The 26,294-nt window shown below is 69.9% G+C and carries 29 protein-coding genes and 1 pseudogene; 22 read left to right on the forward strand and 8 right to left on the reverse strand.

Features of this window, described 5'->3' with window-relative positions; all coding sequences use genetic code 11:
• Positions 1 to 15 precede the first annotated feature (15 nt).
• The 5 genes from LLS1_RS18395 to LLS1_RS18415 all read left to right on the forward strand — a co-directional run bounded on the left by LLS1_RS18395 (position 16) and on the right by LLS1_RS18415 (position 5,092).
• Positions 16 to 975, forward strand: a complete 960-nt coding sequence (locus LLS1_RS18395; protein ID WP_223360356.1) for a sugar-binding transcriptional regulator — start codon at positions 16 to 18, stop codon at positions 973 to 975.
• 39 nt (positions 976 to 1,014) lie between these two features.
• The gene (deoC, locus tag LLS1_RS18400; protein WP_226657822.1) at positions 1,015 to 2,037 is read left to right on the forward strand and encodes a deoxyribose-phosphate aldolase; all 1,023 of its coding nucleotides are present in this window, start codon (positions 1,015 to 1,017) and stop codon (positions 2,035 to 2,037) included.
• A gap of 16 nt (positions 2,038 to 2,053) precedes the next feature.
• Positions 2,054 to 3,562 carry an aldehyde dehydrogenase family protein gene (locus tag LLS1_RS18405; RefSeq protein ID WP_226657824.1) on the forward strand — a complete coding sequence of 503 codons (1,509 nt, stop codon included), beginning with the start codon at positions 2,054 to 2,056 and terminating at the stop codon, positions 3,560 to 3,562.
• A complete protein-coding gene (locus tag LLS1_RS18410; RefSeq protein ID WP_226657826.1) occupies positions 3,559 to 4,419 on the forward strand; it encodes an aldehyde dehydrogenase family protein in 861 nt (286 codons plus the stop codon). Before LLS1_RS18405 ends, LLS1_RS18410 begins: the two co-directional genes overlap by 4 nt.
• Before the next feature lie 79 nt (positions 4,420 to 4,498).
• The gene (locus tag LLS1_RS18415) at positions 4,499 to 5,092 is read left to right on the forward strand and encodes an SGNH/GDSL hydrolase family protein (RefSeq protein ID WP_226657828.1); all 594 of its coding nucleotides are present in this window, start codon (positions 4,499 to 4,501) and stop codon (positions 5,090 to 5,092) included.
• Between the two features lie 29 nt (positions 5,093 to 5,121).
• On the opposite strand, the gene LLS1_RS18420 is transcribed toward LLS1_RS18415, so the two are convergent.
• From LLS1_RS18420 to LLS1_RS18430, 3 genes are read right to left on the reverse strand one after another with little or no spacing between them, the layout of a single operon-like run.
• Positions 5,122 to 6,459, reverse strand: a complete 1,338-nt coding sequence (locus tag LLS1_RS18420) for a M20/M25/M40 family metallo-hydrolase (protein ID WP_226657830.1) — start codon at positions 6,457 to 6,459, stop codon at positions 5,122 to 5,124.
• 20 nt (positions 6,460 to 6,479) lie between these two features.
• Positions 6,480 to 7,007, reverse strand: a complete 528-nt coding sequence (locus tag LLS1_RS18425; protein ID WP_223360362.1) for an O-acetyl-ADP-ribose deacetylase — start codon at positions 7,005 to 7,007, stop codon at positions 6,480 to 6,482.
• 1 nt (position 7,008) lies between these two features.
• Positions 7,009 to 7,287, reverse strand: a complete 279-nt coding sequence (locus LLS1_RS18430; protein WP_021764665.1) for a metal-sensitive transcriptional regulator — start codon at positions 7,285 to 7,287, stop codon at positions 7,009 to 7,011.
• 58 nt (positions 7,288 to 7,345) lie between these two features.
• Between LLS1_RS18430 and LLS1_RS18435 the strand changes: the two genes are divergently transcribed.
• From LLS1_RS18435 to LLS1_RS18455, 5 genes are all read left to right on the forward strand, one after another.
• On the forward strand, positions 7,346 to 7,570 hold the full coding sequence (locus LLS1_RS18435; RefSeq protein WP_226657832.1) for a heavy-metal-associated domain-containing protein: 225 nt from the start codon (positions 7,346 to 7,348) through the stop codon (positions 7,568 to 7,570).
• On the forward strand, positions 7,567 to 9,750 hold the full coding sequence (locus LLS1_RS18440; protein WP_264186957.1) for a cation-translocating P-type ATPase: 2,184 nt from the start codon (positions 7,567 to 7,569) through the stop codon (positions 9,748 to 9,750). Before LLS1_RS18435 ends, LLS1_RS18440 begins: the two co-directional genes overlap by 4 nt.
• Before the next feature lie 170 nt (positions 9,751 to 9,920).
• Positions 9,921 to 10,349, forward strand: coding sequence for an RbsD/FucU domain-containing protein (locus tag LLS1_RS18445; RefSeq protein ID WP_226657833.1), 429 nt, complete (start codon positions 9,921 to 9,923; stop codon positions 10,347 to 10,349).
• Between the two features lie 81 nt (positions 10,350 to 10,430).
• Complete coding sequence (locus LLS1_RS18450; protein WP_226657835.1) at positions 10,431 to 10,778, forward strand: DUF6804 family protein; 348 nt, start codon at positions 10,431 to 10,433, stop codon at positions 10,776 to 10,778.
• Between the two features lie 170 nt (positions 10,779 to 10,948).
• The gene (locus tag LLS1_RS18455; RefSeq protein ID WP_226657837.1) at positions 10,949 to 13,123 is read left to right on the forward strand and encodes a DEAD/DEAH box helicase; all 2,175 of its coding nucleotides are present in this window, start codon (positions 10,949 to 10,951) and stop codon (positions 13,121 to 13,123) included.
• Between the two features lie 75 nt (positions 13,124 to 13,198).
• On the opposite strand, the gene LLS1_RS18460 is transcribed toward LLS1_RS18455, so the two are convergent.
• A complete protein-coding gene (locus LLS1_RS18460; protein ID WP_226657839.1) occupies positions 13,199 to 13,384 on the reverse strand; it encodes a hypothetical protein in 186 nt (61 codons plus the stop codon).
• A 43-nt stretch (positions 13,385 to 13,427) separates the two neighbouring features.
• On the reverse strand, positions 13,428 to 13,826 hold the full coding sequence (locus LLS1_RS18465; RefSeq protein ID WP_226657841.1) for a DUF3224 domain-containing protein: 399 nt from the start codon (positions 13,824 to 13,826) through the stop codon (positions 13,428 to 13,430).
• Between the two features lie 77 nt (positions 13,827 to 13,903).
• Between LLS1_RS18465 and LLS1_RS18470 the strand changes: the two genes are divergently transcribed.
• The 4 genes from LLS1_RS18470 to LLS1_RS18485 all read left to right on the forward strand — a co-directional run bounded on the left by LLS1_RS18470 (position 13,904) and on the right by LLS1_RS18485 (position 17,176).
• Positions 13,904 to 14,521 (forward strand): CYTH domain-containing protein, encoded by a 618-nt coding sequence (locus LLS1_RS18470; RefSeq protein ID WP_226657843.1) that lies wholly within the window; start codon positions 13,904 to 13,906, stop codon positions 14,519 to 14,521.
• Positions 14,522 to 14,688: 167 nt separating this feature from the next.
• On the forward strand, positions 14,689 to 15,717 hold the full coding sequence (locus tag LLS1_RS18475) for a 6-phosphofructokinase (RefSeq protein ID WP_223360370.1): 1,029 nt from the start codon (positions 14,689 to 14,691) through the stop codon (positions 15,715 to 15,717).
• Positions 15,718 to 15,836: 119 nt separating this feature from the next.
• Positions 15,837 to 16,760 (forward strand): NADP-dependent oxidoreductase, encoded by a 924-nt coding sequence (locus LLS1_RS18480; protein ID WP_226657845.1) that lies wholly within the window; start codon positions 15,837 to 15,839, stop codon positions 16,758 to 16,760.
• 8 nt (positions 16,761 to 16,768) lie between these two features.
• Positions 16,769 to 17,176 (forward strand): hypothetical protein, encoded by a 408-nt coding sequence (locus LLS1_RS18485; RefSeq protein ID WP_223360372.1) that lies wholly within the window; start codon positions 16,769 to 16,771, stop codon positions 17,174 to 17,176.
• Positions 17,177 to 17,206: 30 nt separating this feature from the next.
• Here LLS1_RS18485 and LLS1_RS18490 read toward each other — a convergent pair whose 3' ends face one another.
• A complete protein-coding gene (locus LLS1_RS18490; protein WP_226657847.1) occupies positions 17,207 to 17,605 on the reverse strand; it encodes a DUF5997 family protein in 399 nt (132 codons plus the stop codon).
• Positions 17,606 to 17,638: 33 nt separating this feature from the next.
• Between LLS1_RS18490 and LLS1_RS18495 the strand changes: the two genes are divergently transcribed.
• From LLS1_RS18495 to LLS1_RS18525, 8 genes and pseudogenes are all read left to right on the forward strand, one after another.
• Positions 17,639 to 18,301: a LysR substrate-binding domain-containing protein gene (locus LLS1_RS18495; protein WP_226657849.1), complete on the forward strand. Its 663-nt coding sequence runs from the start codon at positions 17,639 to 17,641 to the stop codon at positions 18,299 to 18,301.
• Between the two features lie 261 nt (positions 18,302 to 18,562).
• Positions 18,563 to 18,970 (forward strand): hypothetical protein, encoded by a 408-nt coding sequence (locus LLS1_RS18500; RefSeq protein ID WP_226657851.1) that lies wholly within the window; start codon positions 18,563 to 18,565, stop codon positions 18,968 to 18,970.
• Positions 18,960 to 19,148 (forward strand): annotated as a pseudogene (locus LLS1_RS19560) (RNA 2'-phosphotransferase); the annotation flags it as partial. The gene LLS1_RS18500 and the pseudogene LLS1_RS19560, both read left to right, overlap by 11 nt.
• A 131-nt stretch (positions 19,149 to 19,279) precedes the next feature.
• Positions 19,280 to 19,495: an RNA 2'-phosphotransferase gene (locus LLS1_RS19565; protein WP_374758290.1), complete on the forward strand. Its 216-nt coding sequence runs from the start codon at positions 19,280 to 19,282 to the stop codon at positions 19,493 to 19,495.
• A gap of 175 nt (positions 19,496 to 19,670) precedes the next feature.
• Positions 19,671 to 20,192: a hypothetical protein gene (locus LLS1_RS18510; protein ID WP_226657853.1), complete on the forward strand. Its 522-nt coding sequence runs from the start codon at positions 19,671 to 19,673 to the stop codon at positions 20,190 to 20,192.
• A 501-nt stretch (positions 20,193 to 20,693) separates the two neighbouring features.
• The gene (locus tag LLS1_RS18515) at positions 20,694 to 21,158 is read left to right on the forward strand and encodes a hypothetical protein (protein ID WP_226657855.1); all 465 of its coding nucleotides are present in this window, start codon (positions 20,694 to 20,696) and stop codon (positions 21,156 to 21,158) included.
• A 319-nt stretch (positions 21,159 to 21,477) separates the two neighbouring features.
• Positions 21,478 to 22,761 carry an alpha-hydroxy-acid oxidizing protein gene (locus LLS1_RS18520; protein WP_226657857.1) on the forward strand — a complete coding sequence of 428 codons (1,284 nt, stop codon included), beginning with the start codon at positions 21,478 to 21,480 and terminating at the stop codon, positions 22,759 to 22,761.
• Positions 22,762 to 23,574: 813 nt separating this feature from the next.
• A complete protein-coding gene (locus LLS1_RS18525; protein ID WP_226657859.1) occupies positions 23,575 to 23,793 on the forward strand; it encodes a PLDc N-terminal domain-containing protein in 219 nt (72 codons plus the stop codon).
• 24 nt (positions 23,794 to 23,817) lie between these two features.
• Here LLS1_RS18525 and LLS1_RS18530 read toward each other — a convergent pair whose 3' ends face one another.
• Complete coding sequence (locus tag LLS1_RS18530) at positions 23,818 to 24,222, reverse strand: DUF1622 domain-containing protein (protein WP_223360382.1); 405 nt, start codon at positions 24,220 to 24,222, stop codon at positions 23,818 to 23,820.
• Positions 24,223 to 24,251: 29 nt separating this feature from the next.
• Complete coding sequence (locus LLS1_RS18535; protein WP_223360383.1) at positions 24,252 to 26,255, reverse strand: amino acid transporter; 2,004 nt, start codon at positions 26,253 to 26,255, stop codon at positions 24,252 to 24,254.
• Positions 26,256 to 26,294: the final 39 nt, after the last annotated feature.

The following is a 26,294-nucleotide window of genomic DNA, read 5'->3' on the forward strand; positions in this document are numbered from 1 at the left end:
ATCTAGGCTGGGCACGTGGCCCTGAACGATACCGACGAGATCCTCGCCGTCAAAGCCGCGGAGCTGTATTACGAGGCGGGCAAGACGCAGGACGAGATCGGCGTCGCCCTCAACGTCAGCCGCTGGAAGGTCGGCCGGCTGCTCGTGGCGGCGCGCGAGCACGGCTTCGTGCGCATCGAGATCGTGCATCCGAGCGCCAGGCGGTTCTCGCTCGAGCGCGAGCTGTGCGGGTTCTACGGCCTGGAGGACGCGGTCGTCGTGCCCGCGGCCGAGAGCGAGTCGGAGACCCAGGCGCGCGTCGCGCAGGCCGCGGCCGACTACCTCACCACGCTGCGGCCGGTGCCGCGCACGCTCGGCGTGAGCTGGGGCCGCACCCTGCACGCGGTCGCCGCCCGGCTCCGCCCGGGATGGGCCGTCGGAGTCAACCCGGTGCAGATCAACGGAAGCGTCTCGAGCACCCGCCAGGCGACCGCCGCCGCGGACACCGCCGTCGTCATCGCGCGCAAGGCGCAGGGCACGGCGACGCTCCTGCCGAGCCCCGCGATCTTCGAGCACGCGGCGACGCGCCGGGCCATCGAGTCGGACCGCTCCGTGCAGTCGGTGCTCGATCTGGCGCGCGCGGCGAACGCCTACCTGTTCAGTGCGGGGGTCGTGGACACCAGCTCGGTGCACGTCGACTCGGGCTACCTGACCCCGGAGGACGTCTCCGAGCTGGCGGCCAAGGGTGCCGTGGGCGACGTCGTCGGCCGATTCATCACCGACGAGGGCGCCGTGGCCGATCCCGAGCTCGACGGGCGCACCCTCGGCCTCTCGCTCGAGGAGCTCCGCAACGCGCGCACGAGCATCGCGGTGATCGCCGGCGAGGCCAAGCACGGGGTCGCCCACGCCGTCGTCGCGAGCGGCCTCTGCACCACCCTGATCACCGACGAAGCCACCGCGAACGACCTCCTCGGCCGCAGCCAGCCGGGTTCGTGACCGGAACCCGTCCCTCGACCCGAATCAGTAAGGAATGACGTGACCATCGAAACCACCGTCCCGCCCGTGCGCACGCTCGCACCGGCGGCGCGCGCCGTCGAGGTGCTCGGCGGAGACCTGACCGAGGCCTCGCTGCGCCGGTACCTGAACGGCATCCCCGGGGTCGACGCGGTCGGGCTCGAGCAGCGCGCCGCCGGGCTCGGCACCCGCTCCATCAAGACGTCCAGCAAGCGCTGGGCGCTCGACACCATCATCCGGCTCATCGACCTGACCACCCTCGAGGGCGCCGACACCCCCAGCAAGGTGCGCTCGCTCGTCGCGAAGGCGCTGACCCCGGACGCGGGCGACCCGACCACCCCCCGACCGGCCGCGGTGTGCGTCTACGGCGACATGGTCCCGTACGCCGTCGACGCGCTCGGCGCCGCGCACGCCGAAGCGCCCGAGGGTGTCGCCGTCGCCGCGGTCGCGACGGCGTTCCCCAGCGGGCGCGCCTCGCTCGCGGTCAAGCTCGCCGACACCGCAGACGCGGTCGCCGCGGGCGCCGACGAGATCGACATGGTCATCGACCGCGGCGCGTTCCTGTCGGGCCGCTACGGCCTCGTGTTCGACGAGATCGTCGCCGTCAAGGAAGCCTGCCGCCGGCCCGACGGCAGCTACGCGCACCTCAAGGTCATCCTCGAGACCGGCGAGCTGAACACGTACGACAACATCCGTCGGGCGTCGTGGCTGAGCATCCTCGCGGGAGGCGACTTCATCAAGACGTCCACCGGCAAGGTCTCGCCGGCGGCGACCCTGCCCACCACCCTCCTCATGCTCGAGGTGGTGCGCGACTGGCACCGACTCACCGGCGAGGAGATCGGAGTCAAGCCCGCGGGCGGCATCCGCTCCTCGAAGGACGCCATCAAGTACGTCGTGACCGTCGCCGAGACCGTCGGCGAGCACTGGCTGCAGCCGCACCTGTTCCGGTTCGGCGCGTCCAGCCTCCTGAACGACGTGCTCCTGCAGCGCCAGAAGCTCGCGACCGGGCACTACTCCGGCGCCGACTACGTGACGATCGACTGACGAAAGCAGACCCAGAATGAGTTTCCTCGAATACGCCCCGGCTCCCGAGTCGCGGTCGATCCTCAGCCTCCGCGACGAGTACGGCCTCTTCATCGACGGCGAGTTCGTCGCCGGCCACGGCACGCCGTTCCAGACGATCTCCCCGGCGACGGAGGAGCGTCTCGCGACGATCGCCACGGCCGACTCCTCCGATGTGGACGCCGCGGTCGCCGCCGCCCGCCGCGCGTACGAGAAGGTCTGGTCGCGGATGAGCGGCACCGACCGCGGCAAATACCTGTTCCGCATCGCCCGCCTCGTCCAGGAACGGGCGCGGGAGCTCGCCGTGGCCGAGAGCCTCGACAACGGCAAGCCGATCACGGAGAGCCGCGACGTCGACGTCCCGCTCGTCGCTGCCTGGTTCTTCTACTACGCCGGCTGGGCGGACAAGCTGGAGCACGCGGGCCTCGGCCCCGCGCCGCGCGCTCTCGGCGTGGCCGCGCAGGTCATCCCGTGGAACTTCCCCCTGCTGATGCTGGCGTGGAAGATCGCCCCGGCGCTCGCGGCCGGCAACACCGTCGTGCTGAAGCCCGCCGAGACCACTCCGCTGACCGCGCTCCTGTTCGCGGAGATCGTGCAGCAGGCCGACCTGCCGCCGGGAGTCGTGAACATCGTGACCGGCGCGGGGGAGACGGGCCGCGACCTCGTCGCGCACCCCGACGTGAACAAGGTCGCGTTCACCGGCTCCACTGCCGTCGGGCGCGAGATCGCGCGCTCGGTCGCCGGCACCGACAAGAAGCTGACGCTCGAGCTCGGCGGCAAGGCGGCGAACATCGTCTTCGACGACGCGCCGATCGACCAGGCCATCGAGGGCATCGTGAACGGCATCTTCTTCAACCAGGGCCACGTCTGCTGTGCGGGCAGCCGCCTCCTGGTGCAGGAGAGCATCCACGACGAGGTCGTCGACCGTCTCAAGGACCGGTTGTCGACCCTGCGTCTCGGTGATCCGCTGGACAAGAACACCGACATCGGCGCGATCAACAGCGCCGAGCAGCTGCAGCGCATCCGCGAGCTCTCGGACATCGGGGAGGCCGAGGGCGCCGACCGCTGGACGGCCGACTGCGCCATCCCGGAGAACGGCTTCTGGTTCGCGCCGACGATCTTCGACAACGTGTCGACCAGCCATCGCATCGCCCGCGAGGAGGTGTTCGGTCCGGTGCTCTCGGTGCTGACCTTCCGCACCCCGGCCGAGGCCATCGCCAAGGCGAACAACACCCCCTACGGCCTCTCGGCCGGCATCTGGAGCGACAAGGGCAGCCGCATCCTCGCGGTCGCCGACAAGCTGCGCGCCGGTGTCATCTGGGCCAACACCTTCAACCGGTTCGATCCGGCCAGTCCGTTCGGCGGCTACAAGGAGTCCGGCTATGGGCGCGAGGGAGGCCGTCACGGCCTCGGCGCGTACCTGGTGCCCGGGCGCACCCTGCCGGCGGTCTCCGCCTCGTCCGCCTCCGCCTCCGCCCGCCCGACCCGCAAGGGAGCCAAGAAGTGAGCCGCCTCGCCGTGCCGAAGACCTACAAGCTCTACATCGGCGGGAAGTTCCCGCGCAGCGAGTCCGGGCGCACCTACGAGGTGCTGTCGGCGACGGGCGCCTTCCTCGCGAACGCCGCGAAGGGGTCCCGCAAGGACGCCCGCGACGCCGTGGTTGCCGCACGCGCCGCCGTCTCGGGCTGGGCAGGGGCCACCGCGTACAACCGCGGCCAGGTGCTGTACCGCATCGCCGAGCTCCTGGAAGGGCGGCGGGCGCAGTTCGTCGACGAGATCCGGAACGCCGAAGGCGTCTCGGCGGCCGCCGCCGGCGCGCAGGTCGACGAGGCGATCGACCGCTGGGTCTGGTACGCGGGCTGGGCCGACAAGTTCGCACAGGTCGCGGGCAACGCCAACCCGGTCGCCGGCCCGTACTTCAACATCTCGGTGCCCGAGCCGACCGGTGTCGTGGCGGTGATCGCCCCGCAGGACTCGAGTCTGCTCGGGCTCGTCAGCGCTGTCGCCCCGGCCCTCGTCGCGGGCAACACGGTCGTCGTGGTCGCCAGCGAGCGCTTCCCGCTCTCCGCGATCAGCCTGAGCGAGGTGCTCGCGACCAGCGATGTGCCCGGCGGCGTCGTCAACATCCTCACCGGGTCGCCGGCCGAGATCGCCCCGTGGCTGGCCTCGCACGCCGACGTCAACGCGCTCGACCTGGTCGGCGCGGGTGCGCTGGACTGGGTCGACCTGCAGATCGCGGCGGCGGAGACGCTCAAGCGCGTCCTCCCGCCGGAGAACGGCACGGACGCGGCGGCTCCGTCGCTCGACCGCATCGCGTTCTTCACCGAGACGAAGACGGTCTGGCACACCAAGTCCCTGCTCTGATCGTCTCGGCCGCCCCGACCCCCTCGCCTCTCCGCCCGATCTGAGGGAGGATGGAGAGGAGTCGGGGAGGATGGTACGCATGCCGGAGGAATGGGACGCGGGCAGGGGCGCGCTGGCCCTGATCGGTGACAGCTTGACGCAGAGCGGGGACTGGTCGGCGCTTCTCCCCGGTGAGACCGTCTGGAACTTCGGCGTCGCGGGGGATACGACGGACGATGTCGTCGCGCGCCTCGGCGATGTCATCGCCTCGCGCCCTGACACGATCGCCTTGATGATCGGGACCAACGACCTGGCCTGGCGGCGTTCCGCCGAGCATGTCGTCCGCAACGTGGAGACGGCGCTCGTGACGCTGCGCAAGGAGCTGCCGGAGGCGCGCATCCTGGCGCAGTCCGTGCTGCCGCGCGGCGTCGAGTTCGCCGAGCAGATCAGGGACATCAACCGCCACCTGTGGCAGTTCGCTCCCACCGTGCACGCAGGCTGGCTGGACCTCTGGCCCGCGATGGCGCTGGAGGACGGCGAGCTGAACCCGGCGTACACCGAGGACCGCCTCCACTTGAACGCCGAGGGCTACCGGGTGTGGGCGGGGGAGCTGGCGCCGGCTCTCGAGCGCGTGCGCGAACTGCCGCCGTCGAGCCGGGCGATCGAGCTGCCCGACCTGGGCGGGGCTGCCTGAGGCGTCGCTGCGGCGGTCAGGTCCGGCGGTCAGCTCGACCGGAGCATCAGCTCGTAGAAGTCGATCCCGCGCAACCAGGTGCGCACGTGGATGCGCTCGTCGCGCGCGTGGAGCGTGCCGCGCTCCTCCGTGCTCATCTCGAAGGGCGTGAACCGGTAGACGGTGTCGCCGATCGTGGTGAAGTGGCGGCTGTCGCTCGCCCCGAGCATGATGTAGGGGGTCACGATCGCCCGCGGGTGCGTCCGTGCGAGCGCGGCGACGACGCGTTCCCACTCCGGGCCCTCGCTGGGCGACACCGGGGAGGGTTCGCTGGCGTCGACGGCCTCGATGCGCACCTGCGGGTCGCGGATGGCGCGGCGCAGATGCTCGAGGGTCTCGGCGACGGTCGAGCCCACGGCGATCCGCACGTTGACGACGGCCTCGGCGCTCTCGGGCAGCGCATTGGCGGCCATGCTCCCGCGGAGCTGGGTCACGGCGGTCGTGGTGCGCACGATCGCCCGCGTCTCATCGCTCAGCCGGCCGAACACCGAGCGCAGGAGGGGCTGCAGGCGCCGGGCGCGCGTGAAGACCGCACGGAGCGGGCCGGAGGCGTGTGCGCCGAGTGTCTCGACCATCCGCAGGTTCGTCTCGGTGAGGCGGGCGGGGAACGGCTTCGCATTGAGCCGGGTGATGGCGCGGGCGAGGCGCACGGTCGCGGTCATCGGCGGCGGCGTGGACGCGTGCCCGCCGTGCTGCTCGACGGTGAGGCGGACGGAGGTGATGCCCTTCTCGCTCACGCCCACGACGGCGATCGGGCGTGTGACGCCAGGGAAGATGCGCTCGACGACGGCGCCGCCCTCGTCGAGGACGAGCGCCGGGCGCACACCGCGCTCGCGCAGCGCGGTGACGATGGCCTGAGCCCCGCTGCCCAGGGTCTCCTCGTCGTGACCGAAGCTCAGGTAGACGTCCTCGCGCGGGGCGAACCCGTCTGCGAGGAGACGTTCGGCGGCCTCCAGCACGGCGACGACCGCGCCCTTGTCGTCGAGGGTGCCGCGGCTCCACAGCACGCGGCCGTCTCCGGTCCCGGTGATCTCGGCGGCGAACGGCGGGTGCTGCCAGCCCTCGTCGGTCGCGGGGACGACGTCGTAGTGCCCCATGAGCACGGTCGGCCGCCCGGTGGGAGCGTCGCCGGGCCAGCGGAAGAGGAGCGAGTGGCCGTGCTGCTCGCGCTCGAGCGTCGCGTGCACGAGAGGGTACAGCCCGGGCAGGGCGGCGATGAACGCGTCGAAGGCGGCCCAGTCCGTGAGGGTCACGTCGTTGCGGGACATGGTCGGGATGCGCAGGAGGGTGCGGAACCGTTCGACGGCGGCGTCCTCGCGCTCGGCCACGGGTGCCCCCTCGGCGGCGCTCACTCGCCGGCCGCCGCTCGGAAGGCGGCGAGGGCGTCGTCGCCGAACAACACGAAGCGCACGAGCTCGACGGAGCCGACACCGGACGAGAGCACGGCGCGCACGGTGCTGACCGCGATCCGGGCCGCGTCGTCCATCGGCCAGCCGTAGACCCCGGCCGACACCGCGGGGAACGCGACGGTCGTGGCGCCGAGCTCACGGGCGGCCCGCAGGGACGACCGGTAGGCGTTCTGCAGCAGCGACGTGCGGTCCTCCGTCGCGGACCAGACCGGCCCGACCGTGTGGATCACCCAGCGCGCGGGGAGTTCGCCGGCGGTCGTCGCGACAGCCTGGCCGGTCGGGAGCCCGTCGGGGAGCGTCGTCGCCCGCAGTTCGCGGCAGGCCGCGAGGATAGCGGGGCCGCCACGGCGGTGGATGGCGCCGTCGACGCCTCCTCCGCCCAGGAGCGAGCTGTTGGCGGCGTTGACGACGGCGTCCACGGCCTGATCGGTGATGTCGCCACGGACGATCTCGATGGGGTCGCTCATCTCAGCCCCGGTTGTTGGAGAGCTCGTAGACCTTGAGCAGCTCCAGGATCGCGTCGTCGCGCTGGCTGCCGCCCTCCTCGAACATCTCGGAGACGTGGGTGCGCAGGTGGTTCTCGACCAGGAGCTTGTTGAGCGATCCGAGGGACTTCTGGATGGCGAGCGACTGCGTGATGATGTCGACGCAGTAGTCCTCGTTCTCGATCATCTTCTCCAGCCCGCGCAGCTGTCCCTCGAGGATGCGCGTGCGGTGGAGGGCTCGTTTCTTGATGTCGGCGATCACTTCTCCAGGATACCGCGCATCCCATATACCCCTATGGGGTATGTGCTACGGTGGAGGCATGGAAACGACCTACGACATCCTCGGCATGACCTGCGACCACTGCGCGCGGGCCGTCAGCGACGAACTCTCCGCGCTCGGCGGGGTCGAACGCGTGGATGTGGACGTCGCCGGGGGGACAGCCACCGTCGCCCACGCCGCACCGCTCGCCGGCGACGCCGTGCGCGCGGCCGTCGAGGAGGCCGGCTACACGCTCGGACGCCCCGACCGCCTCCCTCTGCTGTGACCGGCGCGACGACGACCGGGGTCGAGGGACTCGTGCGCGTCGACCTCGCCATCGAGGGCATGACCTGCGCGAGCTGCGTGGCCCGTGTCGAGAAGCGGCTCGGCCGCGTCGACGGCGTGACGGCGACGGTCAACCTCGCCACCGAGCGCGCCAGTGCGCTGGTGCCCGCGACGCTCGACGCGGCCGCGCTCGTGGCGGAGGTGGAGAAGGCGGGATACGGCGCGCGCGTGCTGCACGACGACCGCGAGGAGCACGCGGGCGGCAGCGGCCTCGACGCAGAAGAGACGAGGGGCAACGACAGGGACTCCCGGCGGCTGGTCCCGCGGGCCATCGCGAGCGCCGTGCTGAGCGTCCCGATCGTGCTGATCGCGATGGTGGAGCCGCTGCACTTCGCCGGCTGGGAGTGGGTCTCGCTCGTGCTCGCGGCGCCGGTCGTGCTCTGGGGCGGCTGGCCGTTCCACCGCTCGGCCGCGGTCACCCTCCGGCACGGCTCGACCACGATGGACACGCTCGTCTCGCTCGGGACCCTGACCGCCTTCGTCTGGTCCCTGGTCGTGCTCCTGCTCGGGATGGGCGGCCACGTCTACTTCGAGGTCGCCGCGGTCGTCACGACGTTCCTCCTCCTCGGGCGACTCGCCGAGGCCCGGTCGCGCCGCCGGGCGGGGAAGGCTCTGCGCGAGCTGGCTCAGGCGTCGGCGCGCGAGGTGTCCCGGCTCGACGAGTCGGGGCGCGAGCGGCGCATCCCGGTCGCTCTGCTGGCGGTCGGCGACCGTTTCGTGGTGCGGCCGGGGGAGCGGATCGCGGCCGACGGCCGCGTCGTCGAGGGGGCCGCCGCGGTCGACGCGTCGGCCATGACCGGCGAGTCCGCGCCCGTGGAGGTCTCCGCGGGCGATGACGTGACGGCGGGGACGGTGGCCGCGGGCGGGACGCTCGTGGTCGGTGCCGAACGGGTCGGAGCCGACACGCGGGTCGCCCGGCTGGCGTCGCTGGTCGAACAGGCCCAACTCGGGAAGACCCGCGCGCAGCGGCTGGCCGACCGTGTCTCCGCGATCTTCGTGCCCGTGGTGATCGGGCTCGCGCTCGCGACCTTCGCCGTCTGGTGGCTGCTCGCGGGCGACCCCGCCGCCGCCGTGTCGCCGGCCGTCGCGGTGCTCATCGTCGCCTGCCCCTGCGCCCTCGGCCTTGCGACGCCCACGGCGCTGCTCGTCGGCACGGGAGGGGCGGCGCAGCGCGGCATCCTGATCTCCGGTCCCGACGCGCTCGAGCGCGCCGGACGCATCGACACGGTCGTGTTCGACAAGACCGGGACGCTCACGACGGGTCGGATGGCCATCACGGGGACGGTCGCCGTGCCCGGTGTGCGGGTCGACGACCTCCTGCGACTCGCCGCGGCGGCCGAGCGCGGTTCGGAGCATCCGCTGGGCAGGGCGATCGCGGAGGCGGCGCCCTCCGACGCGGTCGTCGCCGGATTCCGTGCCATCGCCGGCTTCGGCGTCGCTGCCGTGGTGGACGGGCGGGAGGTCGTGGTCGCGCGCGCGTCCGGCGGTCTCGCCGAGGTGCTCGCGAGCGCCGTCGACGAGATCCGGGGGCGGGGAGCCACGGCGGTCGTCGTCGCGATCGACGGGGAGGCGGCGGGGGTGATCGCGCTGAGCGATCCGTTGCGCCCGGACGCCTCCGAGGCGATCGAGCGCGTGCGCGCTCTCGGCGCCGAGTCGGTCGTGCTGAGCGGCGACCATGAGACGACGGTGCGCGCCACCGTCGGTTCCCTGGGTGTCCTTCGTGCGGTCGGAGGCGTCGACCCCGAAGGCAAGGCCGCCGAGATCGTGCGGCTTCAGGGCGAGGGGCGGACGGTGGCGATGGTCGGCGACGGCGTGAACGACGCGGCCGCGCTGGCGACGGCGGACCTCGGCATCGCGATGGGCGGAGGCTCGGACATCGCGCGGGAGGCGGCCGACTTGACCCTGCTGCGGCCCGAGCCGGCGCTGGTCGGGGACGCCCTGCGTCTCTCGCGGCGCATGCTCGCCGTGATCCGCGGCAATCTCTTCTGGGCGTTCGCGTACAACGTGGCGGCCCTGCCGATCGCCGCACTGGGGCTCCTCGACCCGATGATCGCCGGAGCCGCCATGGCGTTCTCGAGCGTGTTCGTCGTCCTCAACAGCCTGCGACTCCGACGGTTCTGAGGGTGGGAGCGCACAGCGGATCATTAGCAGGTGCGTATCCGCGCATTCCGGATGCTCGGCGGCGCGTCGGGGGAGCATCCCCTTAATGGGGGGTAGGGGAGGACATACTACTTGTTCTATCCTCATCTGCAGGGGTTGAGAAATATTCGTTTTGCAGGAAAGGCCCGACTTTGCTGAAGAACCTCAGCCCGCTGCTGTCCGGTGCGCTCTTGAGCGCCCTGGACTCGATGAAAGACGGCGAGACGCTTACCCTCGTCGGCAGCGGCTATCCAGAGAACGCCATCAACACGCCCGTCGTCCACCTCGAGGACGACACCACCACAGAGGCCGCCGCCGAGGCGATCCTCAGTGTGTTCCCGCTCGACAACACCCACCCGTCACCGATCGCCTTCCTCGACCTGGCAGGCGAGCCCTATGACGTCCCCGACGTCGCCTTCGCTGTCAACGGCATCGCCTCCGATGCCGAGCTCCGTCGTGTCCCGATGGAGCGCCTCGGCCTGGACGAGTTCCTCGACCAGGCCCGCACGTCCTCGGTGATCGTCCGTGTGGGGTCCGACGCCCCGCCGTGCGCCTTCCTGTTCCGCAGGGGAGCGCTCTGACGACGACCGCCGTGTCCGGCTGCACCCGCCCCCCGAGAAGGTCTCGTCTCGGACGGGGCGGGTGCCGCTAGGGTGGTGGGGATGTCCACCTCCCGCACCCCGCAGCAGCCCACCGTCAACCGGGCGGCCCTGGCGCCCGGGATCATCGCCGCGATCGTCCTGCTCGCCGGCCTCGCACTCATCGGCGGTGCGTGGTACCTCTACGTGCAGTACGCCGTCGCGATCCTCGCGCTCATCATGTGCGTGTTCGCGGGGCAGGCCAAGCAGTGGTGGTGGCTGGTGGGTCTCGTACCGATCGCCGTCGTCTGGAACCCGGTCTGGCCGCTCGCCATCGACGGGACCGTGCTGCGCGCGCTCCACGTCGTCGCGTCCGTCTTCCTGGTGTGCGCCGCGGTCCTCATCAAGATCCCGGCCGACACTCGTCGCTGAACCGCCGCGCATCCGGTAAAATGGTCGCGCGCGGCGATTCGTCCGCCGCGCTGCCGGCGTCACCGACGCCCGGTCGGGGCCGCTCGGTCCTCCGGCCGGACATCGCGCCGGCCCTCACGCCTATGGCTCCGCGCTCTCGGACAGCGCGCGGCGCACCCACATGGAGGACCATGTCTCGTTCCGGTCAGCGGACGTCCGGCCAGCGCTCGAACTCGACGCGCACCCCGCAGCGGCGGCCCCGGCATGCCAACAACGACGGCCTCATCCCCGTCCTCGCCCGCAAGGTGCGCGAGGTCGAGGCGAAGGCGTCCGACGGCAAGAAGCTCGGCCCGACCAACCGCACCAAGTTCCAGGTCATCGCCTTCCTGATGCGCGAGGAGCGCGCCCGGGCCAAGGCCGACCAGGAGCTGAGCGACGCCGCCCGCGCCGAGCAGCTGAAGCGACTGGACGGCATCGCGACCATCCTGGCCAAGACCGCCGCCCGGGACACCTCCCTCATCTCGCTGCTGGAGAGCGAGTCCCCGCCGACCGCGACGGCGCAGAAGATGCGCCGCGACTGGCTGCTCGAATCCGGCACGGAGCTCAGCCCCGACGACCTGATCATCACCATCGAGCGCCCGGTCGCCAAGACCGACAGCGTCATTCCGCCCGAGCTGGCGGAGAAGCAGGTCGTGCCGCAGTCGGTGAAGGCGCGCCAATTGTCGAATCCGTTCCTCGCGCCCGATCTCTCGCGGCTCACCCCGGCCCAGCCGACCCCGCGCCGCCGCCTCGACTCGTGGGAGCTCCTCGGCCCCCTCTTCAAGTCGTTCGAGTACGGCGCCGGCGGTCAGGCCGCCAGCATGGAGCTTCCGCCCGCACCCGCCATCGACCGCTACTCGCCCCCCGGGCTCGAGCTCATGCACCATCAGGCCCGATTCGTCGAGAGCGTCCGCCAGGGCCACCGCAGCTTCCTCCTCGCAGACGAACCCGGCCTGGGCAAGACGGCGCAGTCCGTGCTCGCCGCCTCCGTCGCCGGCGCCTACCCGCTCCTCGCCGTCGTCCCGAACGTCGTCAAGATGAACTGGGCCCGCGAGGTGGAGCGCTGGACCCCGCAACGCCGCGCCACCGTCATCCACGGCGACGGTGAGGGACTCGACGCATTCGCCGACGTCGTCATCGTCAACTACGAGGTCCTCGACCGCCACCTCTCCTGGCTCAGCACCCTCGGATTCAAGGGCATGGTCGTCGACGAGGCGCACTTCATCAAGAACCTGCACTCGCAGCGCTCCCGTCTCGTGCTCGGCCTGGCCGACGCCATCCGGTCGAACACCCCGAACCCCCTTCTGCTCGCCCTCACGGGCACGCCGCTCATCAACGACATCGACGACTTCCGCGCCATCTGGCAACTGCTCGGCTGGATCGACGGCTCCAAGCCGACGGCGGAGCTGATGGAGCACCTGGAGGAGACCGGGCTCACTCCGGCCGAGTTCGGCTTTTACGCCGCCGCCCGCGAAGCCGTCATCGATATGGGCATCGTGCGCCGACGCAAGCTCGACGTCGCAGCCGACCTCCCCAGCCGGCGCGTGGTCGATCTGCCCGTCGAGCTCGACGGAGATCTCGGCCGCTCGATCCGCCAGGCGGAGAAGGAGCTCGCCGACCGGCTCGTCGCGCGGTTCTATCGCGCCGCCGCCGCGGGCCGCCCCGACAGCTTCGACGGCGACGACGAGGCGCACCGCGAGCACCTCATCCGCCTGGTCGCCCAGTCGGAGCTGGAGGAGTCCAAGTCGGCCAAGACCGGGGACAACGTCTTCACCATGGTCCGCAAGATCGGTCAGGCGAAGGCGGGCCTCGCCGCGGACTACACCGCGCAGCTCGCGCGCTCGGTCGGCAAGGTCGTCTTCTTCGCCAAGCACATCGACGTGATGGACCAGGCGGAGGAGGCGTTCGCAGCCCGCGAGCTGAAGACGATTTCCATCCGGGGCGACCAGAGCGCTCTGGCCCGGCAGAAGGAGATCGACGCGTTCAACAACGACCCGGACGTCTCGGTCGCAGTCTGCTCGCTCACCGCAGCGGGTGTCGGCCTCAACCTCCAGGCCGCGTCGAACGTCGTCCTCGCCGAGCTGTCCTGGACGGCGGCCGAGCAGACCCAGGCGATCGACCGGGTGCACCGCATCGGCCAGGAGGAGCCCGTCACCGCGTGGCGCATCATCGCCGCGCAGACGATCGACTCGAAGATCGCCGAGCTGATCGACGCCAAGCAGGGCCTCGCTGCGCGTGCCCTCGACGGCAGCGACGTCGAGGTCGGTTCGGCGGACTCGGTGCAACTGGACGCGCTCATCCATCTCCTCACGGAGGCCCTGGGCTAGGCGCCGAACATTCGTGCCGAATGTCGCGAAAGCGTCACGCTTTCGCGACATTCGGCACGAATGAGAGCGCTCCGCTCAGGCGATCCCGGCGTCGTCGGGGTCGAGGGACACCGGGCGGTCGTCGTCGGGGACGATGCGGTCGTCCGCGTCGTCGTCTTCCACGGGCACGTCGTCGGCGTCGTGGAGCACAGGCTCGGGCTCGTAGTCGCCCTCCTGGGACTCCCGGAAGTCGTCCTGTTCCTCGTCGCGCCGGTCGCTCATGACACCGAGGGTACCTCTCGCCCCGTTCGGGGTCGAGGGGCCGTCATGTCGTGAGCGAGAACACGAACGACGGTCCCGCCTCGTCGTGCACGATGCGGGCGCCACCCGCGAGACCGGCGAAGTCCCCCGTGCCGGTGCCCGGGACGATCCAGCCGAACGTGGACGGATCGTCGGGGTGCTGGAGCGCCCCGTGGTGCACGGTGAACGAGCCGCTGCGGCCGTCGGTCAGCTCTCCGGTGATGCGTTCGACGGCGAGGTAGCCGCGCCCGCCCTCCTCGGTGCCGGAGGAGACGAAATGGGCGACGGACTCGCCGACGAGCCCGTCCGTGTAGCGCTTGCGCATGACGACGGCGCCCACCCAGTCGCCCTCGAGCCCGGCGAGCGGCTCCGGCTCCCAGCCGGTGACCTCGAAGCGGGCGGTGATCGTGTGCGTGGTGTCCATGCCCCGAGCGTAGGCACGGGGAGGCGCCCGGGTCTTGTGATTTCGCGACACGGCCGAAGTGGACTAGACAGTAGGGCATGGAGCACCGGAGCCAGGTCGAGATCGAGCGCAAGTACGACGTGCGGGAGGACACCGTCCCTCCCCAGCTCGTCGGTGTCGGTGCCGTCGCGGTCGCGTCCGAGCCGGAGACCGCGGAACTCGTCGCCACCTACTACGACACCGCCGACCTGGCGCTCGCCCACCAGCGGATCGCGGTGCGCGCGCGACGCGGGGGCTCCGACGAGGGCTGGCACGTCAAGCTCGCGCCCGGCGATGAGGGGCGCGTCGAGCTGCACTGGCCCCTGGGCGACGGGGAGCGCGAGCCGCAAGCCCTGCGGGACGCGATCGCCGACGCGCTGGGAGACGCGACGCTGCTCCCGATCGCGCGCATCGTCAACACGCGGGTGACGACGGTGCTGCGGGATGCCGCCGGATTCGACCTGGCCGAGCTGTGCGACGACCACGTGCGCGGCGAGAACCTGCGCAGCGGCGGACGCGACGAGTGGCGCGAATGGGAGGTCGAGCTCCTGAGCGGTGCCCCCGATACGAAGTCCGGCCGCACCGCACTCCTCGACGGGGTGGAGCAGCGTCTGCTGGAGGCCGGAGCGCGTCCGTCGGCCAGCGGCTCCAAGCTGCAGCACGTGCTCTCGCTCTGACGCCCCGTCCCGCAGGCCCGCTCCAGGGGTGCGACCGTGGACCGAGCGGTCCACGTGCGCGTGGATACCCCACCGCCCACCCGCTGTAAAGGGCGCTTTTGTGCTGTGGGCGGGAGGTCGGGCATGATGCGTAGGGGCGTAACTGAAACGGCGAGAGACGGAGCACCATGAAGATCGGCATCCTCACCAGCGGCGGCGACTGTCCCGGGCTGAACGCGGTCATCCGCGGCGCGGTCCTGAAGGGCGACCGCGTGCACGGCTCGGAGTTCGCCGGCTTCCGCTACGGCTGGCGCGGTGTCGTCGAGGGCGACATCATGCCGCTCGACCGCCACAGCGTCCGCGGCCTCTCCCGTCAGGGCGGGACCATCCTCGGCTCCAGCCGCACGAACCCGTTCGAGGGCGAGCAGGGCGGCCCGGAGAACATCCAGCGGATGATGGACGAGAACGGCATCGACGCGATCATCGCGATCGGCGGCGAGGGCACCCTGACGGCGGCCCGTCGCCTCACCGACGCCGGCCTCAAGATCGTCGGCGTGCCGAAGACGATCGACAACGACCTCGCGGCGACGGACTACTCGTTCGGCTTCGACACGGCGGTCGAGATCGCCACCGAGGCCATCGACCGCCTCCGCACCACCGCCGAGTCCCACCAGCGCTGCATGGTGGTGGAGGTCATGGGCCGCCACGTGGGCTGGATCGCCCTGCACTCCGGCATGGCCGGCGGTGCGCACGCCATCCTCATCCCGGAGCAGCCGCAGTCCATCGAGCAGGTCGTCGAGTGGGTCGAGTCGGTCCGCGATCGCGGCCGCGCGCCCGTCATCGTCGTCTCGGAGGGCTTCCACCTCGACACGATGGAGGAGGCCCACTCGCACAAGGGCCTGGACGCGTTCAACCGGCCGCGACTCGGCGGCATCGGCGAGATGCTCGCCCCGATGATCGAGGAGCGCACCGGCATCGAGTCGCGCGCCACGGTGCTGGGCCACATGCAGCGCGGCGGCGTCCCGAGCGCCTACGACCGCGTGCTCGCCACCCGGCTCGGGATGGCCGCGGTCGACGCGGTCTACGAGGGCCGCTGGGGCTCCATGGTTTCGCTGCGCGGCACGGACGTCGTCAACGTGTCGATCGCGGACGCGACCGGCGGCCTGAAGACCGTTCCCGACGCGCGCTACGAAGAGGCCGCGCTGCTCTTCGGCTGACCCGGCCCGGCTCCCGAGCGCCGCGATCCATTACTGGCTCCGAGGCGGCGGGTCTAGGCTCCGTCCTACGAGCGCATCCCGCGCACGGGGATGCCTCGACCGGAAGGAAGGGATGCCGCATGCCCAGATTCGTCCAGTTCGAGGAGTTCGGCTCCCGCGACTACCTGCAGGTGGTGGACCGGGAGCGGCCCTGGCCCGGCCCTGGGCAGCTGCTCGTGCGGGTGATGGCGGCGGGGCTCAACCCGATGGACTACAAGGCCTACCGCGACGAGCGGACGGCCGGACGGATGGGGGTCACCCTCCCGAGCGGCATCGGCCAGGACTTCGCGGGCTTCGTCGAAGAGGTCGGCGACGGCGTGACCCGGTTCGCGCCGGGTGAGGCGGTGCTGGGAACGGCGCCCTTCGCCGCGGTCGCCGATTTCGTCGTGGTCGCCGAAGACGGCCAGGTCGTGCCCAAGCCCGATGCGCTGACGTTCGAGGTGGCCGGGGCGCTCGGCGTCGTGGGGCGCACCGCGATGGCGAGTACGGCCTCCCTGAACCTCGGCGAGCACGACACCGTGCTGGTCAGTGCGGCGGCGGGAGGCGTCGGAGTCCTGGCCGCGCAGCTGGCGATCCGCTGCGGCGCCACCGTCGTCGGCACGGCGGGGGAGGGGAACCACGAGTTCCTCGAGACGCTCGGCGTCATCCCGGTGTCGTACGGGGACGGGCTGGCCGACCGTGTGCGCGAGCTCCTCGACGGTGAGCGTGTCACGGCGGCGCTCGACAACCATGGCGGCGGCACCATCGAAGCCGCTCTGGAGCTCGGCGTCCCGATCGAGCGCATCAACTCCATCGCGGTCTTCGGCCCGGCGGCGCACGGCGCGGCGAACGTCGGCGGGGCCGCCGCGGGAAATGCCGAGCTCTCCGAGATCGCCGACCTCCTGGCCGAGAACGAAGTCGTGCTGCCGATCGACTCGATCTTCCCGATCGAGCGGACCGGCGAGGCGTACGGCCGCCTCGAAGGCGGCCACCTGCGCGGCAAGATCGTCGTGGTCACGGATTGAGCGCCGGGATGATCGACGACGACACCGCCCGTCTGCTGCGTCAGGCGGGGCTGCGCTGGCAGCCGCAGTCCGGCGACACCTTCGCCATCGACCGGCCCGGGATGGGCGGCGAGCGCTTCACCGTCAGCGAGATGACGATCGAGCCGCACCACTTCGACACCGGCACCATCCTCGGCTTCAACGGCACCACCGAGTGGGCGCTCGACTCCCTCGCCGTGGAGGATGCGCTCTGGATCCCCCGGGAGGATCAGCTGCGGGAGCTGCTGGGCGGGTCGTTCCGTCATCTGGCGCGCACCGCGGACGGCTACCGGGTGACGATCCTCCTGTCCGGCGTCGAGCGGATGTTCGAGCACGACGACCCGGCCACGGCGTACGCGCAGGCGCTGCTCTCCCTCATCGGTGCGTCGGCGGACTGAGCGCGCCCGACCGCCTCGTGTCCCTGCGGGTCAGCCGTCGGCGCGGCGGGCGGCGCGCTCGGCGTCGCGCGCCTTCACGCGCGCGTTCTCGGCACGCACCGCGGCCTGGGTGGCGCGCTCGGCGACCAGCCACTCCGGCGGATCGGCCAGCAGCGCCTTGATCTCCGCGGTGGTGAGTGCCTCGTCGACGCCGGCACGGGCGAGGCCCGAGTTGGAGACGCCGAGCTTGCGGGCGACCTCGTCGCGCGGGTGCGGCCCGTCGGCGCGCAGCGTGCGCAGCCACTTCGGAGGTTCGGCGTTCAGCGCGTCGAACTCGGTGCGGCTGATGTCGCGGTCGCGGAATTCGGCGGGCGCGGCGGGCAGGTAGATGCCGAGCTTCTTGGCGGCGGTGGCCGCCTTCATGGTCTGGGGTCGCTTCTCGGCACTCATGGGTTCCAGGGTACCGTTCGGTACCCTCGGAGGATGACCTCCCGATTCGCCCTGGCCTTCCCGCGGGGCGTCAACGTCGGCAAATGGACGCGCGAGTTCGAGCGGCGGCACCCGGAGGCCGAGCTCGTCGTCGCCCCCAGCGCCGACCCGCTGGCCGCCCTGGCCGCGGGTGACGCCGACATGGCGTTCGTCCGCGACGCAGAAGCGGACGACGATCGGCACCTCATCCCGCTGTACGCGGAGGACGTCGTGCTGGTCATGCACCACGAACACCTCCTCACCCTGGAGGAGAAGCTCCACCGCGCGGACCTCGACGGGGAGCCGCGGATCGACGGCGAGCCGTCGGAGGCCGCCATGCGCCGGATCGCGGAGGGGGAGGGCATCGCGCTCTGGCCGGCATCGATCGCGAAGTCCTTGCGCCGCAAAGACGTCGTCGCGGTGCGCCTGGAGGACGGCGACGAGAGCGCCGTGGCCCTGACCTGGCCGCGCGAGGGACAGCATCCCCTCGTCGACGAGTTCATCGGGATCGTGCGCGGACGCACCGCGCACAGCTCCCGCAACCCCGAGGTCGCCGAGCAGCAGGCGGCCGCCGCCAAGCAGACGGCACCGAAGCGGTCGACCGCCCGGCAACCCGGGGCGAAGCGTGCCGGCGGTTCGGCCTCGGCGCGGTCCGGTCGGGGCCGCAAGCGCCGGTAGGGCATGTCTGATCTCTCCGAACGACGTCCCGATCGATGTGGTAGTGCGAGATCGTGCATTGATCGTGAACACGCGAAGTGCACAGGCGTTGATGAGGGCCGGGATATCTCCACAGGAGTGGACGATTCGGAACATGACAGGCGACCCGGATTCGGAATCGCGACTAGACGGCCGGCTTTCGAACAATAAGCTCGACGGTCGGGGGACCGACGATGTTTACTCCCGTGGTCTTCTGAGGGGAGCGAGAGGAGGAGAATAGGGATGTCAAAGCGTGCCGCGCCCGAACCTGCGCACCGGTTCCTTTTTGAGCTGCCCTACGGTCCCGAAGAGGTCGATGGCGAGTCTTGGCTCAGCGGGCGCGGCAGGATGGAGTTGCGCGTACCACTCCAGCGCGATGGACTCGGTGTCGATGCCGTTTTATCGTTCGACTGGGTCCGTGCGTACAAGTACACGGTCGAGCCGCTCTGTCTGCCGTTTCAGAGTCAGGCGTACAACAAACTCGTCGAGGTAGAGAACTCCATCTGGATTTCGGAACTCATCCGAGACCGGCGGGAGCGGAATGTCGCCCACCTCGACCTGTCCCACTTCCTGATCTATGTCGCGGAAGAGGGCTGCTACGAGTTCGCTGCTGAGACGTGGCAATATCAGGAGCAATCTCATGGTCACTGATGGAGAGATCAGCAGGGCGATCAGTTATGCTTTACGTCACGCGCCCGAGGCGTACGGGCTTGCTGTGAGTCGCGATGGCTGGGTGTCCGTTCACGACCTCGTACGGGCCCTCGCCAACCACGGCGTTGGCGACGTGACTGAGGAACGCATCCGTCGCATTGTCGCCGAGGCACCTCAGCAGCGTCATGAGATTCGGGACGATCAGATTCGTGCGCGCTACGGGCACTCGGTCGTTACGCGTCAGAGCTTGCTGGGGATGAACCTCCGAATCTCCTGTTTCGCGGCACTCAGCGGCGAAATCTGGCCGCGATTCGCGCGGAGGGCTTGCGACCGATGCAGAGGCAGCATGTTCACCTATCTCCGGAGAAGGAGACGGCATCACGTGTGGCCAGGAGGCACGGCGCCGATGTCGTAGTTCTGACCGTGAAGGCGGCGAGCGCATTTCGAGCCGGGGTTAGGTTTGATCATCGTGAGAACCACGTGTGGATCTGCGAAGCCATTCCGCCGGAGTTTATCGATCTGTGAGCAACAGGGGGAGCCTGGGCCTGCAAATCGCCAAGGATGCGGCGCCCTCGCGGACGAAGCAACTCGCTAGCGTGACGTGGGAGTTCGGTCGAAGCGATGCGACTGGCAAGATTGGGCCAACTGCTAGTGTCCAGCGGGCCTTGAACGCGGCGGGAATCAACTGGAGGGTGGGTCATTGATCAACTGGGGAGACTACTCGCTGTACGAGCCGCCGGTGCTGGGACCGCCAGAGAACATGTCGCGGCGAGATGCTCGGGTCGCGTACGCGGATGTGATGGAGAAGAAGCCTGAGAGACTCGACTACTTGAAGGCGTTTGCGGCACGCAACGGTGTGGTGCTCGACGGTCATCGAGAGTCGACCGACAGGTGGGGGCGGTGGCTCTATGAACATGTGGAAGAGGATCCCGTGCGGCCGGGACGTCTCCTGGGAGACTGGTATTCCTTAGTCTTTGACTCGGGGTTGTTTGTCGGAGACCTGATAATCGCGAAGAATCCGGCCCGGTTCTGGAAGATGCAGGAGGGAGGGAAGCGGCACGTCTCCTACCAGAAGCCGGTCATCGCGGGCTTTGATGATCCTCGATATAGCGTCGACCCTGACCGTTTCATCGCGGGGCTTGGCTATGCCGGAATCAAGCGTAAGCCGTTGGACGACTCGCCGATCTGGGAGTACGTCGCCATTGCAGCAGGTGAGGGGTGATCCTCTGCGGATGGTGGTCGGCCCTGGCAGAACAATCAACGATGCCGACGAATCCATGGGAGCGGTAAACGCGAGCCGAAACAAGCTCGCCCCTCCCGCTCGCAGCAGACGACCGTCGAGTCGTCTGCGTGGTATTTTCCGGTCTACAGATACCCGTGCGCCGCTCCAAACCCAGGGTTGCGAGAGACTGGCAGAAATCGAGGACTCGCGGTGGATCTCAGATCTGATCCGGGATCGGGCGACGAAAAGGTCCTGGCATCCGAATCCGACGCGCTACCTGATCACATCGCAGACGAAGGCTGCTACGAGTTCGCTGCCGAATCGTGGAAGTACGGGGAGCAAGCGCATGACCGATGACGCAGAGAACCGCAGCGTCTGTATCCTGAGACGCCGCAACGGCTGTCGAGAGCTACGGCGCTACCCCGACGCTGAGGGAGTGCGGCACGTGCGCAAACCGGCGAACCCGCCAGCGGCGCGGATCGCGAGGAGGGTGACGGGCCGTTGACGCATTCCCAGAATCGGCTGCGGGCGCCCTTCGAATGGGGCGGATGGGAGATTCATACGCCGGGAGGGGCCGTCCTCTTCGTCATCGCGGACGGCGTTGATCTTGAGGCAGATCCACGAGTGTTCCGAAGCGTGAGGAGGTCTCCGGAGAGACTCGAGGAGTTCTGGGTCGCGAGTATCGCGGCCAGGGATGCCGCAAGACTGTTCTCGACCGAGGAACGCGGCCCGTACGAGCGGCCGCCATCCACGTCTGAGCCGTGGATTGTCAGGGATCCGATTCCGAGGTGGCGGGTGCAGCTCATGGACGGCACCAGCCTCGAAATCGCGGCCGACACCTACCGGACGATTGGCGAATGGTGCGAGTTCACTTTTGGCGTGGACGATGGCAGCCGTGGCTGGGATGAGCCTGTGCTGTTGGTGCGCTCGAAGTGGTTCTCGTCGGCGACGGTCCTGACAACGTGACGTTGGAGGTCGATGTGTCGGCAGAGTGTGGGGTGCGAGTCGTGCACGTTCGACGTCCTGACCGACACGCCGGACAGGCGAGAGGAGGTGAGAGTCGCGAACATGTCAGCTACTGACGTTTCCATGGCGTCTTCCACGTCCACGGGGCCGTATGAGCGCGTGAATGAGTGGATCAGTCGGTGATCCTCAGCGACCCGATCCCGACGTGGAACGTTCAGTTTCGCGATCGTGTCGAGGTCAGGGTCTCGGCGGACGGACTCCGTCGGATCAACGCCTGGACCCAAGCACCGTCCAACACACGGTAGAGCAGAATGGCGGCATGGCAGCCAGTGCGGGCCGCGACGCCCAGTCCGAAATCTATCGCGCCGGAGTGAGCGGCACGCGCCCGCGCATCCCGGTCGGACCGATCGCCCTGGAACGGGCGGCGGAGCGGAGGATGTCGCGCGCGGCGTTCGCGTACGTCGCCGGCTCTGCGGGCGCCGAGCGCACCGCGCGGGCCAACCTCGAGGCCTTCCGGGCGCGGCGGATCGTGCCGCGCGTGCTGCGCGACGTGGCCGAGCGCGACCTCGGCGTCTACCTGTTCGGCGTGCGCCGCCCCACCCCGCTGCTGCTGGCGCCGATCGGCGTGCTGGAGCTGGCCCGGCGCGGTGGCGACGCGCTCGCGGCACGGGCGGCGGCCTCCGTCGGCATCCCGGCCGTGCTCTCCACCCAGGCCTCGACGCCGATGGAGGGGGTGGCCGCGGCGATGGACGCGGTGCGCCCCGGCGAGTCCCGCTGGTTCCAGCTGTACTGGAGCTCCTCCCGTGACCTCGTCGCCAGCCTGGTGGAGCGGGCCGAGCGCAGCGGGTGCGAGGCCATCGTGGTCACCCTCGACACCCACGTGCTCGGCTGGCGCCCGCGCGACCTCGACCTCGGCTACCTCCCGTTCAGCCGGGGCCTCGGCATCGCGCAGTACACCAGCGACCCCGTGTTCCGGCGTCTCGTCGCGGAACGGGTCGCCGGCGGACCCTCGCGCGCCCGCCCCCGGGTGACCCCGGCCGCCATCGCCTCCTTCGCGAGCATCCTGCGCCATCACCCCGGCGGGACGCGCCGCAACCTCCGCTCGCCCGAGCCGCTCGCTGCGGTCGAGACCTTCCTCGACGTGTTCGCCGACCCGTCGCTGACCTGGGACGACCTGACCTTCCTGCGCGAGCGCACCCGCCTCCCGATCGTGCTCAAGGGTGTGCTGCACCCCGACGACGCCCGCCGGGCGGTGGACGCGGGCGTCGACGCCGTGCAGGTCTCGAACCACGGCGGCCGCCAGCTCGACGGGGAGGTCGCCGCGCTCGACGCCCTGCCCGCGGTGGTGGACGCGGTCGACGGGAGGCTCCCGGTCCTCTTCGACAGCGGCGTGCGCGGCGGAGCCGACGCGGTCATCGCCCTCGCCCTCGGAGCCCGCGCCGTCGCCATCGGCCGCCCGTACGTCTACGCGCTCGCGCTGGCGGGGGAGGAGGGCGTCCGGGAGCTGCTGCGCAACGTGGTGGCCGAGCTGGACATCACGCTGGGGCTGGCGGGAGTGCGCTCGGTGGGGGAATTGGTTGCGGGGGTGCTGACGGGTCGATGATCGACGCCTTCGGGCCCGATCGTTCTGGTGGACGAGCAGGCCCGAAGGCGGGAAGGCGGCTATCCGCGACTGGCTCCGGAACCGGAGATCGTGCCGTTCGAATAGACGGTCGCCGTCATTCCCCAGCTTGTCGTCAGATACCCGGGCTGACCGACGTTCCAGGTGCAGTTCATCGACCGACTGCTCGTTCCGCCCCCACTCGCTCTTGGCGACGTTGGAGATGGACCACGGCCAGACAACGTCGTTGGTGAAGCAGGCGTGCGAGCCGCGATATCCCGCGTAGCTCTCACTGACCCAGACACGCGAACCGTTGTAGTAGAACGTGCCGTTCTGAGTCCGTGTGTACGCCGCCCCCGTGACGAACTGGCTCCAATGGTTGGATGAGACGCCGGCGTACGCTGCTGCGGCGGTCAGTTCGGCTTTGGCGAGGGGGCTGAGGCCGGAATCATGCGCGATATCCTCCGCGGTCACGATGACCGGTTCGCCGAGGGAGAGGACGGTCGAATTACCGTCCGGACCCTCGAATGATCGCGACTCGCCGGGGGTCACGAGTTCGTCGGATGCAGCCGGTGTCCAGGCATTGGCCGGAATGCCAGAGCCGAGCGCGAGTGCGGTCCCGGCGAGGACCGCGGATCCGGTGGCCGCGATGCGACGGTAGGTGGGAAAATGCATGACCTATCTCCTTTGATCGTCAAGCGAGCGAAGTATTCGACGAGGTGTCGATACCCTTCGGCCATCCCATCTGAAGTATTAACTTCGCAACACACAGTATCTACTGCTAGCGTGTAGACATCACTCGTCGAAGGAGCCGAGATGGAAATCGTGGGTCTGATCTTCGCCGGTCTGGCCGGTGCGTTCTACCTCGCTGCCCTTGCCTATGCGGTGATGCGGATCGTCAAAACGGAGCAACTCAGCCGCATGGAACGGATCATCTGGATCGCTGCGGTCATCGCGTTCCCTCTCGCCGGACCGATCGTCTGGTTCCTGCTGGGGCCTCATCCACTGGGCGTGGGCGTACCCCACAACCGCTGAGATCCCGTCGTCGCCGGATCGGCGTCACGCCCCCGGGGTCTCGCCCGCCTTCTGCGCCGCCCGCGCCAGCACCTGCGGCCCGGTGACCAGCGCTCGCTTCCACGGGGCGACGCCATCGATCTCGACTTGCAGCGAGAAGCTCAGGATGGTGCGGATGAGCACGATGATGCCGAGCACGATCGCATCGGTGAGGGTCGGACTGGAGGTCACGGTCTTCACCAGATCGGCGGCGACCAGGATCTCGAGGCCGAGGAGGATGACGCCGCCGAACGTCTCGCGCAGGGTGCGGAACCCGACGGTACCGCTCCGGCTGCGCCGCCAGGCGACGAGGGAGATCGCCACCGCCACCACGAAGCCCAGGGCCATCGCCACGACGCCGACGAACTCGAAGGCGACGCCGATGGCCTCGAAGAACGCGTGTCCGTCCATGCGGTCATGGTCCCACAGCGCGGGGCCGATCAGGAGACGTGGACGGCCGGTCGGCGTTTCACGTCCTTCTCGGCTTCCCGGAGCACCTCCCTGGTCACCGGGGCGACCTCGCCGACACCGGTGATGAGGAAGCGGAACATGTTCGAGATCGGGTTGCCCTCCGTCCACTCGAAGTAGATCGTCGGGACCACTCCGGTGATGTCGCGGATCTCGAGCAGGACGGCGGCGATGGTGTTCGGGACGTTGCCGCTCCTGACCTGGAGAACACGGTAGCCGTGCTTGATGACCCCGTGGACGACGAGGTCCTCCTCGAAGTCGGAGGAGTCGGAGCGGAGCACCTCGAGGAAGATGGTCCGCGCGCGCTGCGGGATGTGGCTGAACTTGCGCTCGTCCTTGTTCTTCTCGGCGTACTCCTTCGTGGTGTCGACGTCGGGCTCGTGCGAGATGATGCGGATCTCGCCCTCCTCGGCATCCTCCAGCACGAAGTCGAGGGCGGAGACGTCGAGCGTCACCGAGGTGGCGCGCAGTTCGAAGGAGCGCCCGATGCGGGAGACGATCGAGACGACCAGGATGCCCAGGATGAACAGCAGGGCGATGCGGATGCCGTCGGGGCGCTCGATCACATTGACGACGGTCGTGTAGATGAAGATCGCGGTGATGATGCCGAACAGCACGAAGCGGCGCGGCTGCTTCTTGCGTCGGGCGGAGAGGGCCACCGCCAGAGAGGCCGAGGTGATGAGCACGAGCACGCCCGTCGCGTAGGCGCCGCCCTGGGCGTCCACGCTCGCCTGGAAGACGAGCGTGATGAGGAACGCGATCGCGGTGAAGACCAGGACGAGGGGCCGCACGGCGCGGGCCCACTGCGGCGCCATCCCGTACCGGGGCAGGTAGCGCGGCACGAGGTTGAGCAGGCCGGCCATGGCGGAGGCACCGGCGAACCAGAGGATGAGGATGGTGCTGATGTCGTAGACCGTGCCGAACACGTTGCCCAGGTATTCGTGCGCGAGGTAGGCGAGCGCGCGGCCGTTCGCGGAGCCGCCGGGCTGGAACTCCTTCTGCGGGATGAGCAGCGTGGTGGTGAAACTCGACGTGATCAGGAACGCGCTCATGATGAGGGCGGCGGTGGTCAGGAGCCGGTGAGCTCCGCGGATGCGGCCGGCCGGGTGGCTGGGGTCGTCGTCCGGGCGGCCCGTGATCTGCGGCATGACCGCGACGCCGGTCTCGAAGCCGGAGAGACCCAGCGCGAGCTTCGGGAAGACCAGCAGTGCCACTCCGACGATGATGAGCGGGTTGCCGTTCTGCCGGAACAGCATGCCCCACCAGTCGTCGATCGCGGTCGGATGCTGGAACACCTCGACGATGGAGGTGCCGACCACGATGACGTTCAGGGCGAGATAGACCGCGACGAGGATGACTGCGATGCCGATGGCCTCCCGGAATCCGCGGAGGAAGACGGCTCCCAGCAGCGCGAGCAGCACCAGGGTGATGATCACGTTCTGCCCGTGGAACCAGTCGGGCGCGAACGGGTTCTCGATGGCGTGCGCGGAGGCATCGGCCGCGGACAGCGTGATGGTGATCATGAAGTCGGTCGCGGCGAAGCCGAGCAGGACGAGCACGAACAGCTTGCCGGCCCACCAGGGCAGCAGCCGCTCCAGCATCGCGATCGACCCCGAGCCGCGGAAGCTCTCGCGCGCGACCCGGCGGTAGACCGGGAGCGCTCCGAGCAGCGTCAGCGCGACGAGCACGAGGGTCGCGAACGGCGAGATCAGCCCGGCCGCGAGGGCGGCGATGGCGGGCTGGTAGCCGAGTGTCGAGAAGTAGTCGACGCCGGTGAGGCACATGACCTGCCACCAGGAGTGCGTGCGCTCGGGGTTGCGCCCGTGCGGACCCTGCTGGGTGCCGCGCTCGTCGATGAGGCCCGACAGCAGCCAATGGCGGAACCGGCCCGCCTTCTGCGGGGCGTTCCCGCCCGGCCGAGCCTGGCCGGGCAGAGGGACGGGCGCCGGCGCGCCGTCCTCCGGTGTGGTCGACATCGTCGCTCCTCGTGGTGGGCCTACGGGCTTAGCGTAGTT

The sequence above is a fragment of the Leifsonia sp. LS1 genome (assembly GCF_020521355.1).
Taxonomy (GTDB): Bacteria; Actinomycetota; Actinomycetes; order Actinomycetales; family Microbacteriaceae; genus Leifsonia.